Below are 22,877 nucleotides of genomic sequence, written 5' to 3' on the forward strand. Positions count from 1 at the left end.
CCATGACGACCGTCGCCGCGACGCGGCCGGCCCCCGAACCCCTCGCCCCGGCCGCCGCGTCCGCGCCCCCGCCGGGCTCCGAGCGCCGGGCCGGGCTGCTGCTGAGCGCCCCTTTCCTGATCGTCTACCTGCTCTTCCTGGTCGGCCCGCTGGCGGTCGGCATCGTGCTGAGCTTCTTCAACACCACCACCGTCAAGAGCGGCCTGGGCGGCTGGGTGGGGGTGTCGAACTACTCCAAGGTGCTCCAGGACAGCCTGTTCTGGGACGCGATGTGGCACTCGGTGCTGTTCACGCTGTTCACCACGCCGCCGCTGGTGGTCCTGGCGCTGGCCGCCGCGGTGCTGGCGCACCGCATGCCGCGCGGCCGGGTGTTCTACCGGGTGGCGTTCTTCGCGCCCTACGTGGTGCCGTCGTCGGTCGTCGCGCTGATCTTCCTGTGGATGTACACGCCCCAAGTCGGCCTGATCACCAAGCTGTTCAGCGGCCTTGGGCTGCCGGTGCCGGACTTCCTGGGCAGCACCTCGGGCGGCTGGACCGCGGTGGTGCTGATGACCCTGTGGTGGACCTTCGGCTTCAACTTCGTGCTCTACACGGCCGCGTTGCAGGACGTGCCGCCGGACGTCTACGAGGCGGCGGCGATCGACGGCGCCGGCCCGTGGCAGCAGATCCGGCTGATCACCGTGCCGCTGCTGGCGCCGACCACCAGCCTGGTGCTGATCCTGCAGATCCTCGCCTCGCTGAAGGTCTTCGACCAGATCTACCTGCTGCTGGGCGGCGGCCCCAACCAGTCCACCCGGCCGGTCATCGAGTACATCTACGACACCGGCTTCACCTCCTACCGCGGCGGGTACGGCGCCGCCGCGACCATGGTCTATTTCGTCATCATCGTCGCGGTCTCGGCAGCCTGGTACGGGCTGCGCCGGTGGCGCGCGACCAGCACCGCGGCCTGAGCGGAGACCACCGTGACCTCGACGACCCTCTCCACCGACCTGAGCGCCGCCCCTCGCAACCGCGGCGGCGCGGCGACCCCGGTGAACGGTGCGAAGCTGTTCAACCGGCTGTGCGCGGTGTGCCTGACGCTGTTCGCGCTGATCTGGCTGGTGCCGTTCTTCTGGGCGCTCGCCACCTCGCTGCGCTCCGACGGCTCGATCACCCAGCACCCGGTGTCGCCGTTCGCCGGCGGCTGGTCGTTCCACGCGTACTCCTACGCCTGGGACAACTACCCGATCGGCTGGTGGTACCTGAACAGCCTGCTGATCTCGGTGCTCGCGGTGGTCTTCACCGTCGGCTTCTGCTCGATGGCCGCGTTCGCGCTGGCGTTCCTGCGCTTCCGCGGCCGCGCCGTGGTGATGGCGCTGGTCACCGCCGGGCTGATGCTGCCCACCGAGGCGCTGGTGCTGCCGCAGTTCATCGAGTACCGCTCGATGCACCTGCTCGGCACGTACTGGGCGCTGGTGCTGCCGTCGGTGGCCGCGCCGGTCTCCGTCTTCGTCTTCCACGCGTTCTTCCGCGGCATCCCCACGCCGCTGATCGAGGCCGCGCGGATCGACGGCGCGAGCTGGTGGCGGGTCTACGCGTCGGTGTGCATGCCGATCAGCCGCCCGGCCGCGGCGACGGTCGCGATCCTGACGTTCATCAACTCCTGGAACGCCTTCCTGTGGCCGCTGCTGGTGCTGAACCAGACCAAGTCCCAGACGATCCCGGTCGGTCTGTCCTCGCTGGTCAGCAACAGCAACATCCAGTACGCGGAGGTGATGGCCTCCTCGGTGCTGGGCTTCCTGCCGCTGATCGCCGTCTTCCTTGTCTTCCAGCGGCAGGTCACGCAGGGCATCGCGACGACCGGCATCAAGTAGCGGGCCGGGGAGGGCCGCGCGCGGCGGCCGTTCGCGGGAGGCACGCTGCGGAGGCCGCCGCTCCGGATTTTGTCGCCGACTGTCCATCTGCCGTACCCCTGCCGGGAGTTCGGACGGGCTACCGTCTGCCCTCCAGCGCTGCCGCGCACCTCGCGGGCGCTGTCACATGACCTGTGGGGGGTCCACACCATGCGCATATCGCGCACCCGGCGGCGTGCCCTGATCGGCACGACCGCCGTCTCCTTGTCCGCAGCGCTCGGCGTCGCCCTGGCGCCGGCCGCGTCCGCGGACTCGACACCGGGCTCGGTGTACAACGTCGTCACCCAGGACGACGGCACCGTGACCGTGTACATCACCGGCGAAGTCGCCACCGGCTCGCTCCGGTTGAGCGTCCGCGCGTCCACCGCGGCGGACGCGCCCGTGCTGGCGGTCGTCGACGGCTTCACCGCCGGGCACACGAACGACGCCGTGCGGCTGCCGGCCGGCACCGCGTACGGCGACTACCCGGTCGACGTCGACTGGCAGCTCGGCGACGGCACGCAGGAGCACGCGGGCGACGCCGGCACGCTCGACTACCGCAAGCACGCCTCGATCCCGAACGTGACCGCCGACCGCACGGTCACCGACTTCACGCACCGCAGCGTCACCCTCGGCGGCCACGTCGACGTGCTCGACCCGGCCACCGGCGTCACCGCGCCCGCGCCGGCCGCCACCCCGGTCAAGCTGACCTGGTGGGACGACGTCGCCCCGGGCTCGCGGGTGCAGCACACGCAGACCGTCGCCACCGACGACGCCGGCACGTTCACCCTGCCGGTGACGCCGGGCGGCACGCTGGAGAGCGGCACCGCGCAGGTGGTCGCGGGCGACGACATCGCGCCGGCGATCAGCCCGGCCGCGGTGCCCACCGTCCAGGCGCAGTCCGAGACGTACCAGATCACCGCGTCCTCGACGCCGGCCAGCGTGCACAAGGGCCAGAGCATCACGGTCAAGGGCAAGGTGACCCGCTACGACGCCGCGACCGGCGGCTACGTCCCGTTCGCGGGCGCGCCCGTGGTCACCACCTCGGTCGAGCCGGACTACTACGGCTACACCGTCCCGCACCGCCTGGCCGGCACGACCACCGCGGCGGACGGCAGCTTCTCCTACAGCATCACCGCGAACATGACGACGACGCTGCACACGTACGTCGCGCCGTCGCCGTACCTGCCGAACATCCAGGAGGTCCAGAGCACGGTGACCGTGCCGGTCGCCACGAGCGTGACGCTGCCGGCGTTCTCGCTCGACCAGTACGGCACGGTGAAGACCACCGGCCGGCTGACCGGCGCGCAGTGCGGCAACCAGTCGCTGTGGCTGCAGTACTCGCCCAACGGCCGGTCGAACTGGCTCAACCTGTCGCACATCACCACCGGTTACGGCAACGGCAGCTACTGCTCGTTCGTCATGCAGGCGTACGGCTACATCGACGGCTACTACCGGGTGGTCCACTTCGAGAGCCCGCAGCTGCTCGCCTACACCGAGCCCGCGCACCGGCTGCGCCGCACCGACACGCAGATGTCGATCGCGGCCAGCACCACCCGCCCGGCGAGCGCCACGTCGAAGGTCACCTTCAGCGGCGTCGTGATCGCCCGCGTGTCCTCCGGCTGGGTGCACTACAACCACGCGCACGTGGTGCTGGTGTACCGCCCCAAGGGCGACTCCCAGTGGTACTGGGTGCAGAAGGGCTACACCAACTCCGCGGGCCGCTACACCTTCACCACCCCGGCCTACGGCGACGGCACCTGGGCCGCGTACCTCGACGCGGACTCGACGCACTTCGCGAGCGAGACGAAGGACGTCTACGTGGACGTCCGCTGAGCCCACGCCGGCGCTGAGCCTTCACCGGGCCGACGCGCCCCCCGTCCCGGCACCGCCCCGCACCCCCGGAACCCCGGCAGGGCCCACCCGCCGGGGTTCCGCACGTTCACGCGGCGCATCGCATTAGGCTCCCGCCCATGGCGGGTGACATGCGTATCGGCTTGATCTCCTTCGGCCCGGCTGAGTTCGCGGCTTTGCACGAGACCTGCGTCATGGCGGGTCACGATCCGGTCGTTTACGCCTTCTCCCGTTCGATGCGCCCTCGCACGCCTACGGATGAGGGCGCTGCGACCGTCGCGGCGCGGATCGCCGCCGCGGTACCGCCCGGTGTCGACCTGCTGCTGCCGGGCAGTTCCGCCGGACTTGGCACCGCGTTACGCGGCTACGATCTCGATCTCGTCGTCTGCTACGGATTCTCATGGCGGCTGCCCCGGTCGGTGCTGGAGATCCCGCGCTACGGAGTGCTCAACATCCACAGCTCGATGCTGCCCAAATACCGCGGCCCCGCTCCGGTCCTCCAGGCAATCCGCAATGGCGATACCCACCTCGGCCTGACCGTTCACCGGATGGACGAGGATTTCGACACCGGACCGGTGCTTGCCCAGCAGGACGGCATTCCGCTGCCGGACGACGTGACTCAGCAGAGCCTGTGGTCGGATCTGTCCCCGGTGCTGCGTGATCAGCTCACCATCGCCCTCGACCGGGTGCGGGACCCGACCGCGGGCGAACCGCAGACCGCCGAGGGCGCCAGCTACGCGGGCTTTTTGGAACCGGAGTTCTTCACGGTCGACACCGCGGCGACCGCACGCCAAGTCCATGATCAGGTCCGGACTTTTCGTTTCATGGGTACCGGCCTGGGCCCGGTGGTCACCGTGGGGGGCCACCGTCTGAGGGTTCTGCGCACGAGCCTGTCCCCGGCCGACGGGATCCGCCTGGACTGCGCGGACGGAGCTGTATGGATCACTTCCTCGGAGCCTGCCCCACTGGACGCCTAGGGCGTCTTCCGTCCTACGCGTCGTCACGCAGAGCGCGAGTCAACTGCTCGGCGAGTTGGACCGCCCGGGGATCCCCGAACCCGGCGAGCATAATCAACGCGTCCTGCCTGACGACACGCGCTGAGGCGAGGTCGCCGAGGACGGTCAGCGCATCGGCCAGGTGTGCCTGAGCGTTGGCGAGCTGCCAGCGGGCGTCCAGCCGACGATAGGTGTCGGCGGCGCGACGATGCATGTCCGCGGCTTCCCGGAAGCAGCCCGACAATTGATGCACCTCACCTGCTCCGTCCAGTGCCAAAGCTTCCCGAGAGGCGTCACCCAGCTTTCGCTGCAAGGCAGCCGACGTGTGGAACAGACGGAGCGCCTCATCTAAGTTCCCTCTGGCCTGCTCGACTCGTGCGGACTCCACCGACCAATAAGCGCGCCACATCTGATTGTTCTCGTCGTCCGCGATCGACAGTGCGGCTCGGATCGAGCGTGAGGCTGCTTCGATGTGGCCCGTCGTGCGCTGGGCCCAGCTGAGCAGCAACAGGGCATTGCCCTCAGCGGAGCGATCACCGAGCTCGCGGAGTTCGGCCAGGGCCGGCTCGATGATGGCCCAGGCATCGTCGCCACGATCCAGCTCGCACAGTGTCTCCGCGAGGTTGCTGCGGATCAGTGCCGTCCACCGGCGATCGCCGAGGTCGCTGAAAATCTCCGCGCCCTCGGCGAAGTGTGCCCTGGCCTCGTCCAATCGACGACGCCGAAGCGCCAAAAGCCCGAGTGCGTTGATGGAGACCGCTGTTCCCCGTCTGTCGCCGATGCGCCGCCGCAAGACGAGACAAGCACGGTGGTGCTGCTCGGCTTCGTCGAGTCGCAGCGCCTGGAACGCGGCCTTGCCCAGGCTTTCGAGCGCCTCCGCCTCGCCGTGCCTCTCGCCTGTGCGTGCCGCGGACTCGACGCCTATCCGGGCCGTGGCCTCCCAGTCGGCGAACGCGTTCTGGTGCATGTACACGGCGCGCATCACCACGGCGAGTCGCCACGCAATTTCCGGAAATCCTGCTTCCGAGGCGGTGCGGGTCGCGGCGACGAGGTTGGCGCTCTCCGCGCGGTACCAGTCGAACGCCGACTGGTAATCGCCGAAGCGGAGGACGTGGGCGGGCGCGGGTACGCGGTCGTCCAGAGAGTAACTGTCGAATGGTGCCATGACGCACTGCGCTGCATACGCGGTGTGGAGGTACCAGGCGAGGCAACACCCCAGGACCTGTGTCCGCTGTTCCTGGGTCTCAGTCTGTCTGACCTGTTCCGCCGCATAGGCCTGCAACAGGTCGTGGAATTCGTACCGGCCGGCTGGGCGCCGCTCCAGCAAGTGAGCTCTCACGAGAGTGTCCAACAGGACGCGAGTCTGGGAGGTGTCATCGCCGCCGAGGCTCGCAGCGGCGGCGAGGCCGAACTCATTGCCTGGGTGCAGGCCGAGGTGCCGGAAAAGCCGGGCCGCAGGATCGGAGAGCGCTTGGTACGACCACTCGAACACGCTGCGCATCGCGTCGGATCCCTCCTCCGGCTCCGCTGTCAGGACGCTCCACCGGGTCGATTCGTCGCGCAGGTCGTCGATCAGCTCACCGAGCGGCATGGACGGTGAGCCGGCCGCACGTTCGGCGGCGATCCGCAAGGCCAACGGAAGCCCCGCACACAACCGGGCCAGCACTGCCAGTTCTCTGCGTCGGTCGCCGTTACGGTAGTCGGCGGTGGCGGCACGCAGCAGCTCCACGGCGTCCGACGTCCCGAACGTGGCGACGTCCAGACGCATCGCACCTTCCCGGCGCACCAAACCTGACAGATCGTCCCGGCTGGTTACTACGACCAGGCACCCGGAGGTGGCGGGCAGCAGAGGCCGTACCTGCGAGCTGCCCGCAGCATTGTCGAGCACGAGCAACACGCGACGCTCAGCCAGCACTGACCGAAACATCGTCTCCCGACGTTCGGCCTGACGCGGGACGTGCGTGGCCGGTATGCCGAGGTCTTCGAGGAAGCGGGCCAGTATGTCGTGAGGAGCGGCCGGCGAACCGGCGGCGTGGCCGTGCAGGTTGGCATAGAGCTCGCCGCCGGGGAAGTATGAACGGACGCTGTGCGCCCAGTGCAGTGCGAGCGACGTCTTGCCCACTCCAGCGGTTCCGGTGATGGCCGCCACGCGCACGACGTGCGGCTCGTCTTCGAGATTCGCCACGAGGCTGCTGAGGCGAGCCTGCTCTGCGGATCTGTTGACAAAATGGCGCACGGAACTGCGAAGCTGATGCGGCACGATGAGCGGTGCTGTCGTCGGCAGCGGCGCTTCGCGGTGAAAGTGCACGCCGCCACTGACTTCGCCAGCCTGCACGACTGTGTGCGCCGCGGCTGATCCATCGAACCGATTGGCGTGCGCTGGGACGTCGTCGTCTTCTCTCACCATTGCGCTTGGCGCGGAGGGGGAGGCAGCGAGGCGACATGGCTGTGGAACCACTTCGTGAGAGGTTCGCCGGCGTTGTAGATGTCCACAATGAACTGTCGGCATCTCAGCACGAGTTGGGGGTCCACGAACTTGAGCGCCCCCGTCAGGATGCCTTGATCGTCGTAGAGCGCCTGATACATCACCCGGTTGCCGAGCGTGCAGATCTCCGGGAGCGGACAGTCGTCCTCGTACGGGGCGACTGCGTCTGCGTGGGCGACATGCACGGGGCCGCCGCACTGGTCGCGCACGAGCAGGGCGTGCATCTCCCATTGCATGTATGCGCTGAGTGGCTCCTGGACGACACGGGCCCTTCGGGCTGCGAATCCATGCTCCTCGACCTTGCGGTGGTACTCCGCCATGTCCGCACGGCCAGCCTCCAGGAGGCGCAGAGCCTCATCCCAGTCACCCCGCCAGAACGCTTCCCAACTGTCGTAGCCGGGTTCCTTGAACGTCTGCTGCCTCTCAAGCTTCCAGAACCCGAGATCGCCACAACGCCAGAAGTGTTTCTCGAAGTCGGTGTAGTAATCCGTGAGTGCCAGGGGCTCACCGACGGCGCAGTCCAGAAGGCTACGCATCCGGGATGTCTGCCTTGGCAGCGAGGATGGTCGCTCGGGGGATGACGACCAGCCGCTCTCCTGGATCGACCCGTACGTCATCCGGCAGCCTACCTTCGTAGGAAGCAGTCAGATCGGCGCCGATCACTGCGACATCTCCGTTGTCCAACTCCCACATGTCCGGGCAGCCGGTGTTCCCCGAAGTCTGGCCCAACTCGGCAGATGACTTCCCCAGCCGCCGCGAGAACGACGCTCCGGGGTCCGCTTCCCACTTCCCCTTCATGTCCCCTCCAGCGCGGCATCTGATGGGGCCTCAGCCCTGCGACGAGAATATCACTGAGAGTGTCTGCTCGACCTCGATTCTTGTGTTCGGCCCACGGCGCAACGCCCGGCCCCGCCACCTTGGGGCGTTGGTGGCGGGGCCGGTGGGGCGTGCTGTGGTCAGACGGCCGGGTAGCGGCCCGCCTTCACGTCGGTGATGAATGCGGTCCAGGCGCTGGCGTCGAAGACGAGGGCCGGGCCTTCGGGGTCCTTGCTGTCGCGGACGGGCTGCACGCCGGTGTAGCCGTCAGCGACCTCGACGCAGCTGCCGCCGTCCGCATTGCTGTACGACGACTTCCGCCAGTGGGCGGTGGTCAGATCAAGGCTGTTCATGCGCGAATTCCTCCGCCGCCGAGTCCAGCAGAGCCAGGGACGCCTCCGGCGACAGCGCGACGGCCCTGGCGAGATCGTACGCCTTCCAATACAGGGCCACCGGTTCCGTCTCGTCCAGGATCTGCCCTGAGTACGCGCTCTCTGTGTACGCGAGATCGGGGGCGTCGTCAAAGGACATAAGGCTGACCATGCCAGCCATCATCGCGTGTGCGCCGTCCTGGTACCGCAACACCTGCGCGATGATCCGACCCGCGCGAGCCCGTTCGGCGATGGAGCGCAGCTGGGCTGCCATCACCGCCCTGCCTCCAACCGGGATGCGCAGCACGTTCTCGTGGAGAACGACCCAAAACTCGGGCCGTGTTGAGTTGTCCAGCCGGGCGGCCCGCATGAGCCGATTTTCGACGAGCGCATCCACCTTGGACTGCGGGGCGCGCGGGTCGGCAGCCTTGACGAAGGCGCGGATGTAATCCTCGGTCTGGAGCAGGCCGGGGACGACGGTCGCGGCGTACTCGTGGATCGCGGACGCCCGTGACTCGTGGTCGGCCGCTTCGGCGAAGTACGACGAATGGCCGTTCGTGTGCAACGGCTTGGACTTGTGCGCTATCCGGCACAGCCCCTCCAGGTGCTGGCCGGAGTTCAGCGCCGCGTCGAAGCGGATGGACAGCTCCAGGCGGGGGCGGCGGATGGCCGTCTCGATCTGGCCGATGTACGCGCCGCTCACGAACACCATCGCGCCCAGTCGCTCCTGCGCCAGCCCGGCCGCTTCGCGCAGACGTCGTAACTCCGAGCCGTAGTAGGCATCCGGGCTCTGGAACGGATCGAGGAGCTTCGGTTCGGCCATCGCGTACTACCTGCCATCTCTGCTCTGTGCTTGTAGAGCCACTGACGCTTCCGAGGCTAGTAGCCAATCGGCCAGAGTGTGAGGGGTCGGGCACAGACGGTTGCGTGGCGAGCGTCACACGGAGTGAAAGCGAAGGCGAAAATGGCCTACGACAAGGCACGTTGGCGGTGGGCGGGATGACGGTCGGTATCGGCGAGGGCGTCGCGGTCGCCGACCCGGTGACGCGTTCGTGGCCGCAGGCCGCCGCGTCCGTGGGGCAGGCGCGCCGCGTACTTCGCGTCACGCTGGCGCTGTGGGGCCGGGGTGACCTCGCGGACGAACTGGAGGTCGTCGTCTCGGAGTTGGTGACCAACGCGGTCCGGCACGCGCGCGGCCTGGACGGCGTGATCGGGACGACGTACCGGCTGCTGCCGGGTGTTCGGGGCGTACGCGTCGAGGTGCGGGACGGCGATCCGCTGCGCCGGCCGCGGGTGCGGCCCATGACCGCCGAGGACTTCGGCGGTCGCGGGCTGCACCTCGTGGACGAACTCACCTGCCACCACTGGGGCGTCGAGGCCGCGACGGGCGGCAAGACGGTCTGGGCGGAGCTGACCCGGTGAGGCTGCTGCGGGTCCTCGGCCGGCACGCCGACGTGCTGTACCTCGGCGTACTCACCTCGGGATGCACGGCCTTGGGGGTGCTGCTGGACCAGCTGGCGCGCTGTTGAAACCGGCCCATTCCGTAAAAATTCAGCACAGAAAGGCGATCAATCACCATGAACGCGTTACAGCACGAGCAGGGCCGTGAGCGGGACGCCGCGGAGGCGTGCGAGGAGTCGGCGTTCCTGACGCCGGCGCTGCGGGCGGAGTTGCTGGCCAGTTATCCGGACGTGCGGGCGGAGCTGGTCGCGGACGATCTGATGTGCCACTTGGCGGCGCACGAGGATGGCGACCACTTCGCGATCGTGTACGACCACCTGCCCGGGCCGGACGCGGGCGCGTTGTGGACGCGGTGGTCGGACGACGTGCCGCGGGTGATCCTGCTGCGGCCGGACTGTCCGGCGCGCTCCCCCGAGGACCGCATCCCCTGCGGGCACTTCGCGGAGCACCCCGGGCCGCACTCCTGGCAGACGTCCGGGCGCGGCTGACCGCGGTTCTCTCCCTCCGTACGGCCTCCGCCGCCACTCGCGCGGGGGCTCGCCGGGGCTCGGCGGGGGCTCGCCGGGGCTCAGCGGGGCCTCGGCGGGGGCTCAGTCCGGGCGGCAGCTGCGGATGATGGCCGCGATCACGTCGTCGAGCCCGCGGTCGTCGGTGTCGGGCAGCGGGACGCCGCCGACCGCCATGCCGACGTAGCCGTGCAGCGGCGCGTACACCGTCAGCGCGACGCTTTCCAGCGGTCCTTCGCGGACCTCGCCGCGGCGCTGCCCGGTGCTGACCAGCTCCAGGCCCTGCTCGGCCCACCGGCCGGCCGCCGCGGCGAGCGCCTCGGACGCCTCCGGGCTGTGCTTGGCCGAGAACATCAGGTCGAGCAGCGCGGCGTTCGCCACGCAGAAGCCGACGTGGGCCCGGGCCATCGCGGTCAGGCGCTCGCCGAACGACGGGCCGGCGCCGTCGGTGGCCGCCGCGATGGTCGCGACGAGCCGCTCGTAACCGTCCAGGGCCAGCGCGTCGAGCAGCGCCTGCTTGGTCTTGAAGTGGCGGCTGGGCGCGGCCGGGCTCACTCCGAGGTCGCGGGCCAGCTCCCGCAGCGACAGCGCGCCCGATCCCCGCTCGCGCAGCGTCTGCTCGGCCCGTTCGAGCAGGGCGGCGCGCAGGTCTCCGTGGTGGTAGGGGCGCTTCGTCATGTCCTCACCCTAGCTCCGGGCTCCGGGCGACTTTCGTGTATGCGTTGCATACATTGTAATCACCGCATACATTGGGGGGACGTGAAAGACGACACCAGGAGGAGCGCATGCCGCGCACACCCACCGACATCGCCGTGCCCGACCTGACCGGACGGCGCGCGCTCGTCACCGGCGCGAGCGACGGCCTCGGCCTGGGGATCGCCGCCAGGCTCGCCGCGGCCGGGGCCGAGGTCCTCCTGCCGGTGCGCAACCCGCGCAAGGGCCGGGCGGCGGCCGACCGCATCGTCCAGCAGACGCCCGGGGCCGACGTGACCCTCCTCGACCTCGACCTGTCGTCGCTGGCCTCGGTCGCGGCGCTCGGCGAGACCCTGCGCGAGGACGGCCGCCCGATCCACCTCCTGATCAACAACGCCGGGGTGATGACGCCGCCCGAGCGGCAGACCACCGCGGACGGGTTCGAGCTGCAGTTCGGCACCAACCACCTCGGGCACTTCGCGCTGGTCGCCCACCTGCTGCCGCTGCTGCGGCCGGCCGGGCCCGCGTGACCTCGCAGATCAGCGTCGCCGCGAACAGCAACGCGATCAACTGGGAGGACCTGAACTGGGAGCGCTCGTACCACGGCATGAAGGCGTACAGCCAGTCGAAGATCGCCTTCGGGCTGTTCGGCCTCGAACTCGACCGGCGCAGCCAGGAGTTCGGCTGGGGCATCACGAGCAACCTGTCGCACCCCGGCGTCGCGCCGACCAGCCTGCTCGACGCGCGGCCCGAGATCGGCCGCACCGCGCAGACCCGCGGCCGCAGGCTCATCACCGCGCTGTCCCGCCGGGGCATCGTCCTCGGCACCGTCGAGAGCGCGGGGCTCCCCGCGCTCCACGCCGCGACGTCCCCCGAGGCCCGCCCCGGCCGCTTCTACGGCCCCCGCGGCCTGGGCCACCTCGGCGGCCCGCCGGCCGAGCAGAAGCTCTACCCCCGCTTGCGCGGCGCGCAGGAGGCGCGCCGCGTGTGGGAGGTCTCGGAGGAGCTGACGAAGGCGGGGTTCCCCCGGGAGTGAGGGGGGTTGAGGGGGCGCGGGGGTCGTGCGGGGCGTTGCGCGGGGCGCGCTGCGTTGAGTTGTGCGGGGGCGCGCTGCGCGGGGGTGCGAGCCCGCATTCGTGCAAGTTCGCGCAAGGCGGGTTGAGGAACGGTTACATCGGAGCAAGCTCGCAAAGGCAGTGTTCGCAGGCGCACCTGGAGGGAACATGGCGCTGCACCGGCTGGGCAAAGACCCGGAGAGCCCTGAAGGGAAGTCGCCCACCGTCTACTACGACGACGCTACGGACAACTATCTCCTGCAAGGATGGAAGGTGCTGGACACCGACCGCCTGGGGCAGATGGACATCCCCGAGCATGAGACCGTCATCGAGTTCCCCAGGCGCATGATGCAGTTCTTCCCGGAGGTCAACGGCAGTGGCGGGACAGCCGGCACCGACGCTTGAGGACCGGCTGCGCGCGTGCCGGCGCAGTGCCGTGCACCTGGAGATGCGGGACGGGTACATGCGGTCCGATCCGCGGTTCGCCGCCTGGCAGGCGGGCGTCCGGGACGGTCTCGCGCTGGACGGTTCCTGGTCGTCCGCCGTGTCGTATGCGGCGTCCCGTGGCATCGTCGTGCGCCGCGCCCGTATCGTTTCCGAGCCCGTGAGCGACTACGTCAGATTCGAGCACCACCTGACCGGCGCGAACATCGCCACGGGCGAGCAGGTCCGCTGGCTACCGCGCCGGCGCGCCTCGGACCTCCCGCTGCCAGGCAACGACTTCTGGCTGTTCGACGAGGAGGTCGCGGTCTTCCACCACTTCGACGGGGACGGCGAGTTGGCCCCGGACGACGAGGAGGTACGTACGGACGCGGCGGCGGTGACGCTGTGCGCGACCGCGTTCGCCGCGGTGTGGGACCGCGCGATCCCCCACGCCGAGTACGTGATCGGCTGAGGCGAGGCGCGGCGTCAGTGGCCTCACCGTCCTCCAGCGTCCAGGAAGCACGCCGCGCGCTCGGCCGGCGCCTGCGCGAGATCCGCAGGGAGTCGGGCCTCACGGGCAGGGAACTGGCCAGGCGCGCGGGGTGGCACGAGTCGAAGACGTCACGCCTGGAACACGGGAGGACGCCCCCGTCCGACGCCGACATCCGGGTGTGGACAGAAATCTGCGGCGCGACCGGGCAGGCGCCGGACCTCCTCGCCACGGCACGCGGCATCGAGGGGCAGTACGTCGAGTGGCGCCGGATGGAACGAGCCGGCCTCATGCATGTGCAGGAATCGGTCCGCCCGCTGTTCGACCGCACACGGCGCTTCCGCACCTACCAGTCATGGGTGGTCCCCGGGCTGCTCCAGACGGACGACTACACGCGCGCCGTGCTGAGCACGGTCGGTACTCTGCGCGACGTTCCTGACGACATCGACGCCGCCGTGGCGGTGAGGATGGATCGCCAGCGGATCCTCAGAACGGGCGACCACCGCTTCGCGATGCTCATCGAGGAATGGGTGCTGCGGACCGTCATCGGGGACGCGGAGATCATGGCGCGGCAACTGCGCCATCTGATCGCAGCCGCCGCGCTTCCGTCGGTGAGCCTGGGCATCGTCCCGCTCGGGCGGCCGCGCGGTGTCGGATGGCCGGTCGAGTCCTTCACCATGTACGACGACACGCAGGTGAACGTCGAGCTCGTGTCCGCGCACCTGACCGTCTCCCAGCCCCAGGAGATCAGGGAGTACGCCCGGGCGTTCGCGGAACTCGCCGCCATCGCGGTCCACGGAACGCACGCCACCTCCCTCGTCACCGCTGCGATCGACGCCCTGGAATGAGTCCGCGCAAGGCTGTGCAAGGTCGTTGAGCCCTTCGTCCGCTGCTTCCTACGGTCGACGCGCACCCTCCACCCGAACCGCCAAGGAGGAGAACGTGGACACGAGCACAGCAGTTGCGTCGACGACCACCCGGACATCCGATCCGACGACCGCGCAACACGCCTGGGGATTCCGCCGACTGGTGCTGTTGCGCAACGGCTCCCCGTCGCCGTGGCGGTACGCGGGCATCGACCCGGCCACGCAGACCGGTCGGTGGGTCGGCTACGACGGGGCGATGACGCCCGCCGAACTCGGCAAGCACGGAACCAGCGTGAACACCTACCCGCCCACCCAGGTCGGCAAGGACGGCAAGGTGGACGCCGACTCCGGCCACGACGCGACGCAGGACTAGGGGACGTTCGATGGACGGACGTGCCGTGCTGGTCTGCACGGAGTACGAGGACCCGACGGCGGACCTGGTCATCGCCGAGCTGAGCCGGCGCCGGGTGCCGGTGGTCCGCCTGGACCCGGGGCGGGACTTCCCGGCGTCCGTGACGCTCGCCGTGCACATCGGCGGAACCTTCCGTGCGGAGGCCGGGACCGGGTGGGGCGGACGGTTGACGGTCGGCGAGCGGTCCGCCGAGATCTCCGCGGTCCGCGCGCTGTACCACCGTCGGCCCAGCCCGTACCCCACGGGTGCGAGCGAGCAGGCCGCCCGGTTTGCCGCGCAGGAGAACCGGCGCGGGCTGGGTGGCGTCCTGGGAGCGCTGCCCGGGTGCCTGTACCTGAGCCATCCGCAGTCCGTGGCGCGGGCGGAGTACAAGCCCGCGCAGCTGGACGCCGCAGCCAGAGGCGGATTCGCGGTCCCGGCCACCCTCGTGACGAACGATCCTGGGGAGGCCAAGGCGTTCTGTGCCCAACAACCGTGTGTCTACAAGCCGTTGCACGCCGGCACCTACGCGATCGAGGGAGAACCCGCGGGAATCTGGGCCGCGACCGTCGAGGCAGGGGAGATCGACGGCTCGGTGAGCCGCAGCGCCCATCTTTTCCAGGCCCGGGTGCCGAAGATCGCCGACGTGCGCGCGGTCGTCGTCGGTGAGCGGGCGTTCTGCGCGCGTATCACGGCGCCGCCCGGGGTGGTGGACTGGCGGTCCGTGTACGGGAGTCTCACCTACGAGCCGTTCACCTGCCCGGACACCATGCGCGAGATCCTGGTGCGCTTTCTCGCCGAATTCGGGCTGCTCTTTGGTGCCTTCGACTTCGCCGTCACCGCGGACGGCACATGGTGGTTCCTGGAGTGCAATCCCAATGGACAGTGGGCGTGGCTTGAGGAAGCGGCCGGACTGCCGATCACGAACGCGATCGCCGACCTGCTGGAGAGGGGAGCCGACGGTGAGTGACGCGCCGTCGTCCGACTCTCTGCGAGCCGATCTCGCGCGCAGACTGACCGCGTGCGATGCCCTGCGCAGCCCGCGGTGGAAGGCGGCCGTGCTGTCCGTCCGCCGCGAAGCGTTCCTCGCGCGCGGGTGGTTCGAGTACGAGGAGGGCGGTTGGTACCGTCCGTTCTCCGGAGACACAGCGGCCGTGCTGGCGCGGATTCACGAGGACGACACGCTCGTGACGCAACTGGGCGGGGGAGTCTTCGCCGACCAGGTGGAGGGCCGCGTCGCAGCCGCCCCCTCGTCCTCGTCCACGCTGCCGAGCCTGGTCGTGCGCATGCTCGAAGAGCTGCGGGTGAGTGAGGGCATGCGCGTCCTGGAGATCGGAACGGGCACGGGCTATTCGACGGCGCTGCTCTGCCATGTCGTCGGCGAGGACGGCGTGACGACGGTCGAGGTCGACGCAGAGGTGTCCGCACGCGCCGGGATCGCGCTGGCGCGTGCGGGGCACCGGCCTGTGCGAGTTGTCGGCGACGGGCTGATCGGCCACGAGGAGGGGGGTCCGTACGATCGTGTGATCGCCACTTGTGCTGTGCACACCGTCCCGTCTCAGTGGCTCGCGCAGACCCGGCCGGGGGGCGAGATCCTCACGACGGTCGGCGGATGGCTGCACGCCTCCGAACTCGTACGGCTCACGGTCGCCGACGACGGCACCGCCGCCGGTCCCCTGCTGGGCGGGCAGGTCTCGTTCATGCCGGCTCGCCGCCATCTTGCGCCTCCTCCGGGCGTCTTGCCCGATCTCGGTGAGGGTCGAGCGGCCCCCGCGATGCTGGGCGCGGAAGTGCTCGACAACTGGACGGCACGGTTGGTCGCGCAATTCGCCGCGCCGCGCGCCCAGTGGCTCAGGTTGGTGCGTGACGGCCGGACCGAGCACGTGGTCTTCGACGTTCACGCGGGCGCGTGGGCCGTGGTGTTCCGCGAAGGCGCCCGGTGGATGGTCCGGCAGGGCGGCGGGGTGCGTCTGTGGGACGACATCACCGAACGTGTCATGCGATGGCAAGCCGACGGCTGTCCGTCGGCCGACCGCATGCGCCTGCACGTCGGCCGGTTCGGACAGAGGCTCACCTGGCGGTGAGGGCGGGGTGGGGAGTTGAGGACAGGGGCGGCCAACCGTTCGATGGCGGTTGCCGTGCCTCGACTGGGGCCAGTGGGGACGGTGGTGCCATGGACACGTCATGGTGGGCGGGTTAGCCTGGCGGGACTCCGGCTCGACGACGCGCTTGGGGGGCGGATGCCTCGGACAACGTTGTCGGGTGGGCCGGGGGCGCGCACCTCGCAGGAACGTCCCTTTCCCCCACGCGGACTTGGAGCTGCCGCCATGAAGCACGTACATCACACGGAGAACGTGAATCGCGTACGCCGCCGTACGAAGCGCACCGCCGCGTCGGTCGGCGCGCTGGTGCTCGCGGCCGCGGCGTGGACCGCGGGCACGGCGGGCGCGGCGAGCGCCGCGTCGGCCGCGCCGGCCGCGCCGGCGTCCGCCGCGGCCGGCGCCCGGCACGCGAGCGTCAGCGCGGCGCGGCAGAGCGCCGCGCAGAAGTTCTGGACGCCGGAGCGGCTGCGGGCCGCGAAGGACGTGACCAACGCGCCGGCGTCGGTGGGCGCTTCGGCGTCGGCCTCGGCGTCGGAGTCGGCCTCGGGGTCGGCGAAGGCGTCCGGGTCCGGGGCCGGGTCCGCATCCGGGTCCGCGTCCGGGGCCGGGTCCGCGGCGTCTGCGGTCAAGCGCGCGGTGAGCGTGCCGCCGGCGGCCGGGCTGGCCTCGGCGAAGGCCGCGGGCGCGGCGCCCGGGGCCGTCACCCCGATGTCCTCGCCGACCGCCTGGACCGGCGGCGGCCTGATCAGCACGACCGCGGGCAAGGTGTTCTTCCAGAACTCCTCGGGCGGCACGTTCGCGTGCTCGGCCACCGTCGCCAACGCCGACAACAAGTCGGTGGTCCTCACCGCCGGCCACTGCGTCGTCAACGCCGGCACCGGCGAGGTCTACCAGAACTGGGTGTTCATCCCCGGCTACGGCAACGGCAACCGCCCGTACGGCACCTTCTCCGCGCGCGTCCTGTACTGGTGGTCCGACTACGTCGCCACCGCCGGCAACGCCAACTACGACTTCGCGTTCGCGGTCGTCAACACCGTGAACAACCGGACGCTCGTGGACACCGTGGGCGCGGAGGGCATCGCGTTCAACTCGGCGACCGGGCAGCACGTCCACTCCTTCGGCTACGGCGGCTCCGACGCCGAGGGCAACGGCGAGCGGCTGAACCACTGCGAGGGCGACGAGTTCGCGGACGCGGGGCGGGCGGGGTCCACGATGTGGGGCATCGACTGCGTGCAGTCCGGGGGTTCGAGCGGAGGCGGCTTCCTGTCGAACTTCGACGCGGGGGCCGGGACGGGGTACCTGGTCGGCAACATCAGCGTCAGCGCGGGGTCCAACGAGTACCACCCCTACCTCGGCGACGAGGCCCTCACCACCTACCAGGCCGCCGGCGCGGCCTGACCCCCGGCCGCGGCGCGGGTCCCATCGGGTTTCCGCGCCGCGGCTCTCCCGGGGCGCCCGTCTGCCCCGTTCTCGCCGTGCCCGGCTGCGGCATTGTGGGTGGTTGCTCGCGCAGTTCCCGCGCCCCTGAAGGACCGGCATCGCGTCTGCCCCGAACAGTCCGTGCCCGGCCGCCGGTCCGCTGTGGCTGGTGGGGGTACCTCCCGGACGGAGTCTGGGGGAGCAGTTCCCCGCGCCTCTGATTGCTCAACCGCCCGCGCCCCGATCCCATGACACTCGCGCACCGCCCGTCCCGTTCCGCGCATCGGCGCAGCTCAACGTCCCCGCCGGTCCCCGGCCGCCGAGGTCCCGGCTGCCGGGGCCCCGCCCCGCCCCGGGCCACGGTGATCCCCCCTCCGGAGCACCGGGACCCGGGCCGCCCGCGGCAACACGCGACGCGTCGGGCACGCGACGCGTCAGGCAGGCGACGCCCCGAAGACGCGACGCGTCACCACGCTTGCCCGCCGTCCTCCATGTGCCCGCGCGCCCGCACCGCGAGCTCCCGGCACGCCTCCGGCGAACGCTCCACCGCCGCCGCGATCTCGTCGAAGCCGAAGCCGAACACGTCGCACAGCACGAACACCGCGCGCTCCAGCGGGCTCAGCCGCTCCAGCAGCGCGAACGCGGCCGCGTCGTGGGACCGCTCCCACCGCGGCCGTGCCGAGCGCAGCACCTCCACGGCGGCCCGCGTGACCACCGCGGACAGCAACGCCTTGGGCGCCTCGGGCCGGGCCGGCGCGGTCTCGTAGCGCAGCCACGTCTCCCGGACGGCGTCCCCGGCGCCGGCCACGCTGCCGGTGATCCGGTACGCGATCGCGAACAGCAGCGGCCGCAGCTCCTCGAACTCCCGGGCGCGGGCCGTCCGTTCCTCCCGGCGCACCGGCCCGAGGACGCCGCACCCGCCCGTGCCGCCGGGACCGCCCGCAGCCCCCGCGGCCCCCGCACCCTCCGTGACGAACCCCCGCATGACTCCCTCTCCACGGTCCGCGGCAGGGCCCGGCGCCTGCCTACGCCACCTGGGACGAACGAGCGCGCCGCGGTGTGACATCGGCGAGCGGACGCGCCCGCGTCTCACGGCACCCGCCGCGCCCGCGCGAACACGACCGCGCGCCCGGATCGGCGGGATCCGGGCGCGCGGTCGCCAGGGGTCGGCCGGGCATCAGCGCGGCGGCCGAGCCGGCCGGGAGGAGCTGCGCCGGCCCAGCCGGCGGGGCCGACTGGCCCCTCAGCAGGGCCCGTTGTCGGCCCAGACCGCCCACGACGCGGGGTCGTTCGGCACGGCGCCGGTGGAGTAGTACGTCGCCGTGTACTTGTGGCCGTTGTACGAGACGGTGTTCCCCGGCACGTACGAGGTGGAGGGGCTCCACGCGGCCGGGCAGCCGGTGCCGCCGCCCCCGCCGGTGCTCCCCCCGGTGCCGCCCCCGGTGCCGCCGCCCGCCGTCGCGGTCGTCGCCGAGACCGCCGCGGACGCCGGGCCCGTGGTGCCGGAGGAGTCCGCCGCGGCGACGGTGTAGCTGTAGGACGTGCCCGCGCTCAGGCCGGAGTCGGTGTACGAGGTGCCGGACGCGGAGCCGACCCGGGCGCCGCCGCGGTAGACCACGTACGAGGACGCGCCGGACACGCCGTTCCACGACAGCGACACCGAACTCGCGGTGGTGGCGGTCACGTGCACGGCCAGGCGCGGTCAGCACCGGGGGCGGCGGGTCGGTGGTGCCGCCGGACGACACGAACTGCCAGGTGATGCCGTTGACCACGCCCGTGCCGGTGGGCGCGAACTCGGTGAACGCCGGCTGGCTCAGGTCGATGTGGGTGGCGTCGCAGGTCGGGCACTTGTCGGCGACCGGCACGGTGATCGTGTGGCCGTTGTAGGTGACCTGCACGGAGATCCCGCTGCACAGCGGGTCGGCGTTGGGGTTCGCGGTGGTCCACCACGTGTACGACACGGCCACCAGGTACTGCGTGGACGCGTCGATCGGGGTGCCGCAGGCGCCGTAGCCGACATCGTTGTAGTACGTCATCTCGCCCGTCATGGGCTGGCCGATCGGAATGGCGGCCGCGGCCGGCCCGCCCGCCAGCAGGGCCAGCGCCGAGGCGCCGGCCAGTCCGCCGGCCCATCGCCCGATGCGTCGCGGTAAGCGCACGGTACGTCTCCCTTACGTCCTCTGCGTCCCCTACCTGGGCTGTCAACTGGGCTGTGCGCGTGCTCCACCGCGGCTCCGGCCGTCCTCCGCCCGTGCTCCTCGGGGGCTCCGGCCGTGCTCCGTCCGTGCCGCACGCGTACGAGTGCCGTACCGCCGCCCCGCGGGTGCCGCCCGCCGGCGCATTGGTACGTACCTGACAGTACGCGAACAACCGCTGCCTCGGGTACGGCGCGGTCACGGTTTCGGCCGCACGCCCGGCGCGGTCAGAACCGCGGCCGCACGCCCGGCGCGGAACGGGAGTCGAGCGCGTCGAGCACCGCGTCGCCGTTCTGCCTCGCCCACTCGGTCAGCGTGTGGATCGGGCCGATCAGCGAGGCGCCGAGCGCGGTCAGCTCGTACTCGACGCGGGGCGGCGCCTCGGCGTAGGCACGGCGCAGGACGAGCCCGTGCGCCTCCAGCCGGCGCAGCGTCTGGGTGAGCACCTTGCGGGAGATGCCGCCGATCAGCTCGACCAGGTCGCCGTGCCGCACCGGGCCCTCGCTGAGGCCGGCGAGCACCACCGCCGTCCACTTGTCGGCGATGAGCTCGATGGTCATCCGCCCCGGGCAGTCGGCGAGGAAGCCCTCGCCGGGACCGAAACCGCTCATGGCGCCAAGGGTACCCAGGGGTTCCTTTCGGGCTCCTAGCGTGGATCTCCTCCCCCCACTTCCGAAGCCAGGAGAGTCATGCGAGTCATCACCCAGCGCGCCTTCGGCGGTCCCGAGGTGCTCACCGTCGTGGACGCGCCCGAGCCCCGGCCGCTGCCGACCGAGGTCCTCGTCCGGGTCAGCGCGATCGGCCTGAACCCGCTGGAGGCGCGGCTGCGTGCCGGCGAGGTCCCGCTGATCGGCCGGCCGCCGTTCGTCCTCGGCTGGGACGTCAGCGGCGTGGTCCAGGACGCGCCCCAGACCTGGCGGTTCAGGCCCGGCGACGAGGTGTTCGGGATGCCGCTGTTCCCGCGGGCGGCCGGCGGGTACGCCGAGGTCGTGACCGCGCCCGCGCTGCACCTGGTGCGCAAGCCCGCGGCGCTGTCGCACGTCGAGGCGGCCGCGCTGCCGGTGGTCGGGCTCACCGCGTGGCAGGGCCTGGTCGACCTCGGCGGTGTGACCGAGGGCGACCGGGTGCTGGTCCACGGCGCCGGCGGCGGGGTCGGGCACGTCGCGGTGCAGATCGCGAAGGCGCTCGGCGCGTACGTGATCGCGACCGCCGCGGGGAGCAAGCGGGAGTTCGTGGCGGGGCTGGGCGCCGACGAGGTGATCGACTACGCGGCGGTCGACTTCACCCGGGCGGTCCGCGACGTCGACGTCGTGCTGGACACGATCGGCGGCGACACCGTGGCGCGCTCGCTCGCCGTGCTCCGGCCCGGCGGCCACCTGGTGACGGCGGTGGCCGAGGACGATCCGGAGCTGGCCGCCCGCTGCGAGGCGGCCGGGCTGCGCCTCAGCGGCGTCACGGTCGACCCCGACCCGGTCGGACTGCGCGCTCTCGTCGGCCTGGTCGAGCAGGGCAGGCTGCGGGTCCACGTGCAGCAGACGTTCCCCTTCGAGCGCGTCGCCGACGCCCACCGGCTGCTGGACGCGGGCCACTTGCGCGGCAAGCTCGTCCTCACGGTCTGATCCGGCCCCGGTCTCCCGCCCGGCGCGGAGGGGTTGGCAATCGGGGCGCGATGGCTTGTCATGGACACGGTCTAGTTAACAGCACCTCTTCGCTCCCCCCGAGAGGATCGCATGAGCCTGCGTCCGAGCCTGACACGTCTGAAGTCCACCGCGGCCGTCCTCACCGCCGCCGCGGGCCTCGTCCTGGCCGGCGGCCTGAGCACAGCCGCCCAGGCCGCCCCCGACCCTGCCTCCGCATCGGCGTCCACGCCCGCATCGGCGTCCACGCCCGCATCCGCGCCCGCGCCCGCATCCGCCGGGCGCGCGGCGACCGGTGCGTCCGCCGCCGCCCCCGACGCGATCGGCGTGTGCAGCTCCGCCACCGTCTCCGGCGCCGCCGTCCGCGGCGCGCTGCCGCAGACCGAGGTCCACCGCCTGCTCGCGCCGCTCACCGCCCAGCACCGCGCGCAGTACGGGATCGCCGCCAAGGGCCCGCTCGGCGCCCCGGCCGCCGCCGGCGCCACGTCGGGGGCGGCCGGCACCGGGGCCGGCGCGTCCACCGCGGCCGGCGCGTCCATGGCGGCCGGCGCGTCCACCGCGGCCGTCCGGCCGCTCGTCGACATCCACCCCGCCCAGGGCACCGCCTTCAAGTCGCAGTCGGGCGCGGACGGTTCGTGCGCGACGCAGTCGGTCTCCACGCAGCTCACCGTGCGGGAGAGCGCCACCACGATCTACACGCCGACGATGTACCCGCCCGGCGGCTCCTGCGTCGAACTGGTCACCGTCTACACGCCGTCCAGCCGCATGGTCGCCGCCTGGGACTGGTGCCGCAGTGTGAACTTCGCCGCATCGGTGACCATCAACAGCGCGTTCCTGACCACGTACACCGGCGGCACCGGCGCGTACACCGGCCGCGTGATCCGTACCAGCGCCGCGTCCAACACCTGGTCCGCGCAGCTGTACAACCACAGCACCAGCCGCTGGGACACCCTGTTCACCCAGTCCGGCACCAACCAGTCGGGCCGCACCGACGGCTGGGACATCGAGGAGCTGTACTCGACCGTCGGCTCCTCCGGACGCGCCTACTCCTGCGACGAGATGGCCGGGCTGACCTTCGAGTCCAGCAACATATCCGTGCGCAACAACGGCACCTGGTCGGTCGCCTCGACGGCCAACTCCGACACCCACTACGACTCGCCGAACAGCGCGTTCTACTGCCCGACCCGCAGCTTCCAGATGGTCAGCGCGTACGACCACTGGAAGGACGTCGGCTGAGCCCCTTCCGG

At 71.2% G+C, this 22,877-nt stretch carries 24 protein-coding genes and 3 pseudogenes; 16 read left to right on the plus strand and 11 right to left on the minus strand.

What is annotated here, in order from left to right:
* Nucleotides 1-2 precede the first annotated feature (2 nt).
* The 4 genes from VSR01_RS20790 to VSR01_RS20805 all read left to right on the plus strand — a co-directional run bounded on the left by VSR01_RS20790 (nucleotide 3) and on the right by VSR01_RS20805 (nucleotide 4,702).
* Complete coding sequence (locus VSR01_RS20790) at nucleotides 3-950, plus strand: carbohydrate ABC transporter permease (RefSeq protein WP_326450681.1); 948 nt, start codon at nucleotides 3-5, stop codon at nucleotides 948-950.
* 12 nt (nucleotides 951-962) lie between these two features.
* A complete protein-coding gene (locus VSR01_RS20795) occupies nucleotides 963-1,853 on the plus strand; it encodes a carbohydrate ABC transporter permease (RefSeq protein WP_326450682.1) in 891 nt (296 codons plus the stop codon).
* Nucleotides 1,854-2,042: 189 nt separating this feature from the next.
* Nucleotides 2,043-3,707, plus strand: a complete 1,665-nt coding sequence (locus tag VSR01_RS20800; protein WP_326450683.1) for a hypothetical protein — start codon at nucleotides 2,043-2,045, stop codon at nucleotides 3,705-3,707.
* A 137-nt stretch (nucleotides 3,708-3,844) separates the two neighbouring features.
* The gene (locus VSR01_RS20805; protein ID WP_326450684.1) at nucleotides 3,845-4,702 is read left to right on the plus strand and encodes a methionyl-tRNA formyltransferase; all 858 of its coding nucleotides are present in this window, start codon (nucleotides 3,845-3,847) and stop codon (nucleotides 4,700-4,702) included.
* A gap of 13 nt (nucleotides 4,703-4,715) precedes the next feature.
* On the opposite strand, the gene VSR01_RS20810 is transcribed toward VSR01_RS20805, so the two are convergent.
* From VSR01_RS20810 to VSR01_RS20830, 5 genes are all read right to left on the minus strand, one after another.
* Nucleotides 4,716-7,127, minus strand: coding sequence for an ATP-binding protein (locus tag VSR01_RS20810; protein ID WP_326450685.1), 2,412 nt, complete (start codon nucleotides 7,125-7,127; stop codon nucleotides 4,716-4,718).
* A complete protein-coding gene (locus tag VSR01_RS20815) occupies nucleotides 7,121-7,741 on the minus strand; it encodes a DUF6879 family protein (RefSeq protein WP_326450686.1) in 621 nt (206 codons plus the stop codon). Before VSR01_RS20815 ends, VSR01_RS20810 begins: the two co-directional genes overlap by 7 nt.
* Nucleotides 7,734-8,003 (minus strand): hypothetical protein, encoded by a 270-nt coding sequence (locus VSR01_RS20820; RefSeq protein WP_326450687.1) that lies wholly within the window; start codon nucleotides 8,001-8,003, stop codon nucleotides 7,734-7,736. Before VSR01_RS20820 ends, VSR01_RS20815 begins: the two co-directional genes overlap by 8 nt.
* Before the next feature lie 158 nt (nucleotides 8,004-8,161).
* Entirely contained in the window at nucleotides 8,162-8,374 is a 213-nt protein-coding gene (locus VSR01_RS20825) for a DUF397 domain-containing protein (RefSeq protein WP_326450688.1), read from the minus strand.
* The gene (locus tag VSR01_RS20830; RefSeq protein ID WP_326450689.1) at nucleotides 8,361-9,215 is read right to left on the minus strand and encodes a helix-turn-helix domain-containing protein; all 855 of its coding nucleotides are present in this window, start codon (nucleotides 9,213-9,215) and stop codon (nucleotides 8,361-8,363) included. The genes VSR01_RS20825 and VSR01_RS20830 overlap by 14 nt, the downstream gene beginning before the upstream one ends.
* Before the next feature lie 176 nt (nucleotides 9,216-9,391).
* Between VSR01_RS20830 and VSR01_RS20835 the strand changes: the two genes are divergently transcribed.
* Together VSR01_RS20835 and VSR01_RS20840 are read left to right on the plus strand one after the other, a co-directional pair.
* Nucleotides 9,392-9,814 carry an ATP-binding protein gene (locus tag VSR01_RS20835; protein ID WP_326450690.1) on the plus strand — a complete coding sequence of 141 codons (423 nt, stop codon included), beginning with the start codon at nucleotides 9,392-9,394 and terminating at the stop codon, nucleotides 9,812-9,814.
* A gap of 155 nt (nucleotides 9,815-9,969) precedes the next feature.
* Nucleotides 9,970-10,341: a hypothetical protein gene (locus VSR01_RS20840; protein WP_326450691.1), complete on the plus strand. Its 372-nt coding sequence runs from the start codon at nucleotides 9,970-9,972 to the stop codon at nucleotides 10,339-10,341.
* Nucleotides 10,342-10,443: 102 nt separating this feature from the next.
* Here the strand turns inward: VSR01_RS20840 and VSR01_RS20845 are convergent, their stop codons facing one another.
* Nucleotides 10,444-11,037: a TetR/AcrR family transcriptional regulator gene (locus VSR01_RS20845; RefSeq protein ID WP_326450692.1), complete on the minus strand. Its 594-nt coding sequence runs from the start codon at nucleotides 11,035-11,037 to the stop codon at nucleotides 10,444-10,446.
* A gap of 107 nt (nucleotides 11,038-11,144) precedes the next feature.
* Between VSR01_RS20845 and VSR01_RS20850 the strand changes: the two are divergent.
* The 7 genes and pseudogenes from VSR01_RS20850 to tgmC all read left to right on the plus strand — a co-directional run bounded on the left by VSR01_RS20850 (nucleotide 11,145) and on the right by tgmC (nucleotide 16,361).
* Nucleotides 11,145-12,088 (plus strand): annotated as a pseudogene (locus tag VSR01_RS20850) (SDR family oxidoreductase).
* A 187-nt stretch (nucleotides 12,089-12,275) separates the two neighbouring features.
* The gene (locus VSR01_RS20855; RefSeq protein ID WP_326450693.1) at nucleotides 12,276-12,512 is read left to right on the plus strand and encodes a hypothetical protein; all 237 of its coding nucleotides are present in this window, start codon (nucleotides 12,276-12,278) and stop codon (nucleotides 12,510-12,512) included.
* Between the two features lie 43 nt (nucleotides 12,513-12,555).
* Nucleotides 12,556-13,002 (plus strand): DUF6879 family protein, encoded by a 447-nt coding sequence (locus tag VSR01_RS20860; protein ID WP_326453742.1) that lies wholly within the window; start codon nucleotides 12,556-12,558, stop codon nucleotides 13,000-13,002.
* 17 nt (nucleotides 13,003-13,019) lie between these two features.
* Nucleotides 13,020-13,868, plus strand: a complete 849-nt coding sequence (locus tag VSR01_RS20865; RefSeq protein WP_326450694.1) for a helix-turn-helix domain-containing protein — start codon at nucleotides 13,020-13,022, stop codon at nucleotides 13,866-13,868.
* A gap of 94 nt (nucleotides 13,869-13,962) precedes the next feature.
* Nucleotides 13,963-14,259 (plus strand): putative ATP-grasp-modified RiPP, encoded by a 297-nt coding sequence (locus tag VSR01_RS20870; protein WP_326450695.1) that lies wholly within the window; start codon nucleotides 13,963-13,965, stop codon nucleotides 14,257-14,259.
* Between the two features lie 10 nt (nucleotides 14,260-14,269).
* Complete coding sequence (gene tgmB, locus VSR01_RS20875) at nucleotides 14,270-15,247, plus strand: ATP-grasp ribosomal peptide maturase (RefSeq protein WP_326450696.1); 978 nt, start codon at nucleotides 14,270-14,272, stop codon at nucleotides 15,245-15,247.
* A complete protein-coding gene (tgmC, locus tag VSR01_RS20880; RefSeq protein ID WP_326450697.1) occupies nucleotides 15,240-16,361 on the plus strand; it encodes an ATP-grasp peptide maturase system methyltransferase in 1,122 nt (373 codons plus the stop codon). Before tgmB ends, tgmC begins: the two co-directional genes overlap by 8 nt.
* Before the next feature lie 257 nt (nucleotides 16,362-16,618).
* On the opposite strand, the gene VSR01_RS20885 is transcribed toward tgmC, so the two are convergent.
* Nucleotides 16,619-17,008: a hypothetical protein gene (locus VSR01_RS20885; protein ID WP_326450698.1), complete on the minus strand. Its 390-nt coding sequence runs from the start codon at nucleotides 17,006-17,008 to the stop codon at nucleotides 16,619-16,621.
* Between the two features lie 7 nt (nucleotides 17,009-17,015).
* Between VSR01_RS20885 and VSR01_RS20890 the strand changes: the two genes are divergently transcribed.
* The gene (locus VSR01_RS20890) at nucleotides 17,016-17,777 is read left to right on the plus strand and encodes a trypsin-like serine peptidase (RefSeq protein ID WP_326450699.1); all 762 of its coding nucleotides are present in this window, start codon (nucleotides 17,016-17,018) and stop codon (nucleotides 17,775-17,777) included.
* 502 nt (nucleotides 17,778-18,279) lie between these two features.
* On the opposite strand, the pseudogene VSR01_RS20895 reads toward VSR01_RS20890, so the two are convergent.
* The 4 genes and pseudogenes from VSR01_RS20895 to VSR01_RS20910 all read right to left on the minus strand — a co-directional run.
* Nucleotides 18,280-18,696 (minus strand): annotated as a pseudogene (locus VSR01_RS20895) (sigma factor-like helix-turn-helix DNA-binding protein); the annotation flags it as partial.
* A gap of 345 nt (nucleotides 18,697-19,041) precedes the next feature.
* Nucleotides 19,042-19,482 carry a carbohydrate-binding protein gene (locus VSR01_RS20900; protein WP_326450700.1) on the minus strand — a complete coding sequence of 147 codons (441 nt, stop codon included), beginning with the start codon at nucleotides 19,480-19,482 and terminating at the stop codon, nucleotides 19,042-19,044.
* A 139-nt stretch (nucleotides 19,483-19,621) separates the two neighbouring features.
* Nucleotides 19,622-19,957: pseudogene (locus tag VSR01_RS20905) on the minus strand (cysteine/serine endopeptidase inhibitor); the annotation flags it as partial.
* Nucleotides 19,958-20,220: 263 nt separating this feature from the next.
* Nucleotides 20,221-20,604, minus strand: coding sequence for a winged helix-turn-helix transcriptional regulator (locus VSR01_RS20910; RefSeq protein WP_326450701.1), 384 nt, complete (start codon nucleotides 20,602-20,604; stop codon nucleotides 20,221-20,223).
* 78 nt (nucleotides 20,605-20,682) lie between these two features.
* Between VSR01_RS20910 and VSR01_RS20915 the strand changes: the two genes are divergently transcribed.
* Both VSR01_RS20915 and VSR01_RS20920 read left to right on the plus strand, forming a co-directional pair.
* Nucleotides 20,683-21,612 (plus strand): NADP-dependent oxidoreductase, encoded by a 930-nt coding sequence (locus VSR01_RS20915; RefSeq protein ID WP_326450702.1) that lies wholly within the window; start codon nucleotides 20,683-20,685, stop codon nucleotides 21,610-21,612.
* A 111-nt stretch (nucleotides 21,613-21,723) separates the two neighbouring features.
* Nucleotides 21,724-22,866, plus strand: a complete 1,143-nt coding sequence (locus tag VSR01_RS20920; protein WP_326450703.1) for a hypothetical protein — start codon at nucleotides 21,724-21,726, stop codon at nucleotides 22,864-22,866.
* Nucleotides 22,867-22,877 lie beyond the last annotated feature (11 nt).

Source organism: Actinacidiphila sp. DG2A-62 (genome assembly GCF_035825295.1).
Classification (GTDB): Bacteria; Actinomycetota; Actinomycetes; order Streptomycetales; family Streptomycetaceae; genus Actinacidiphila.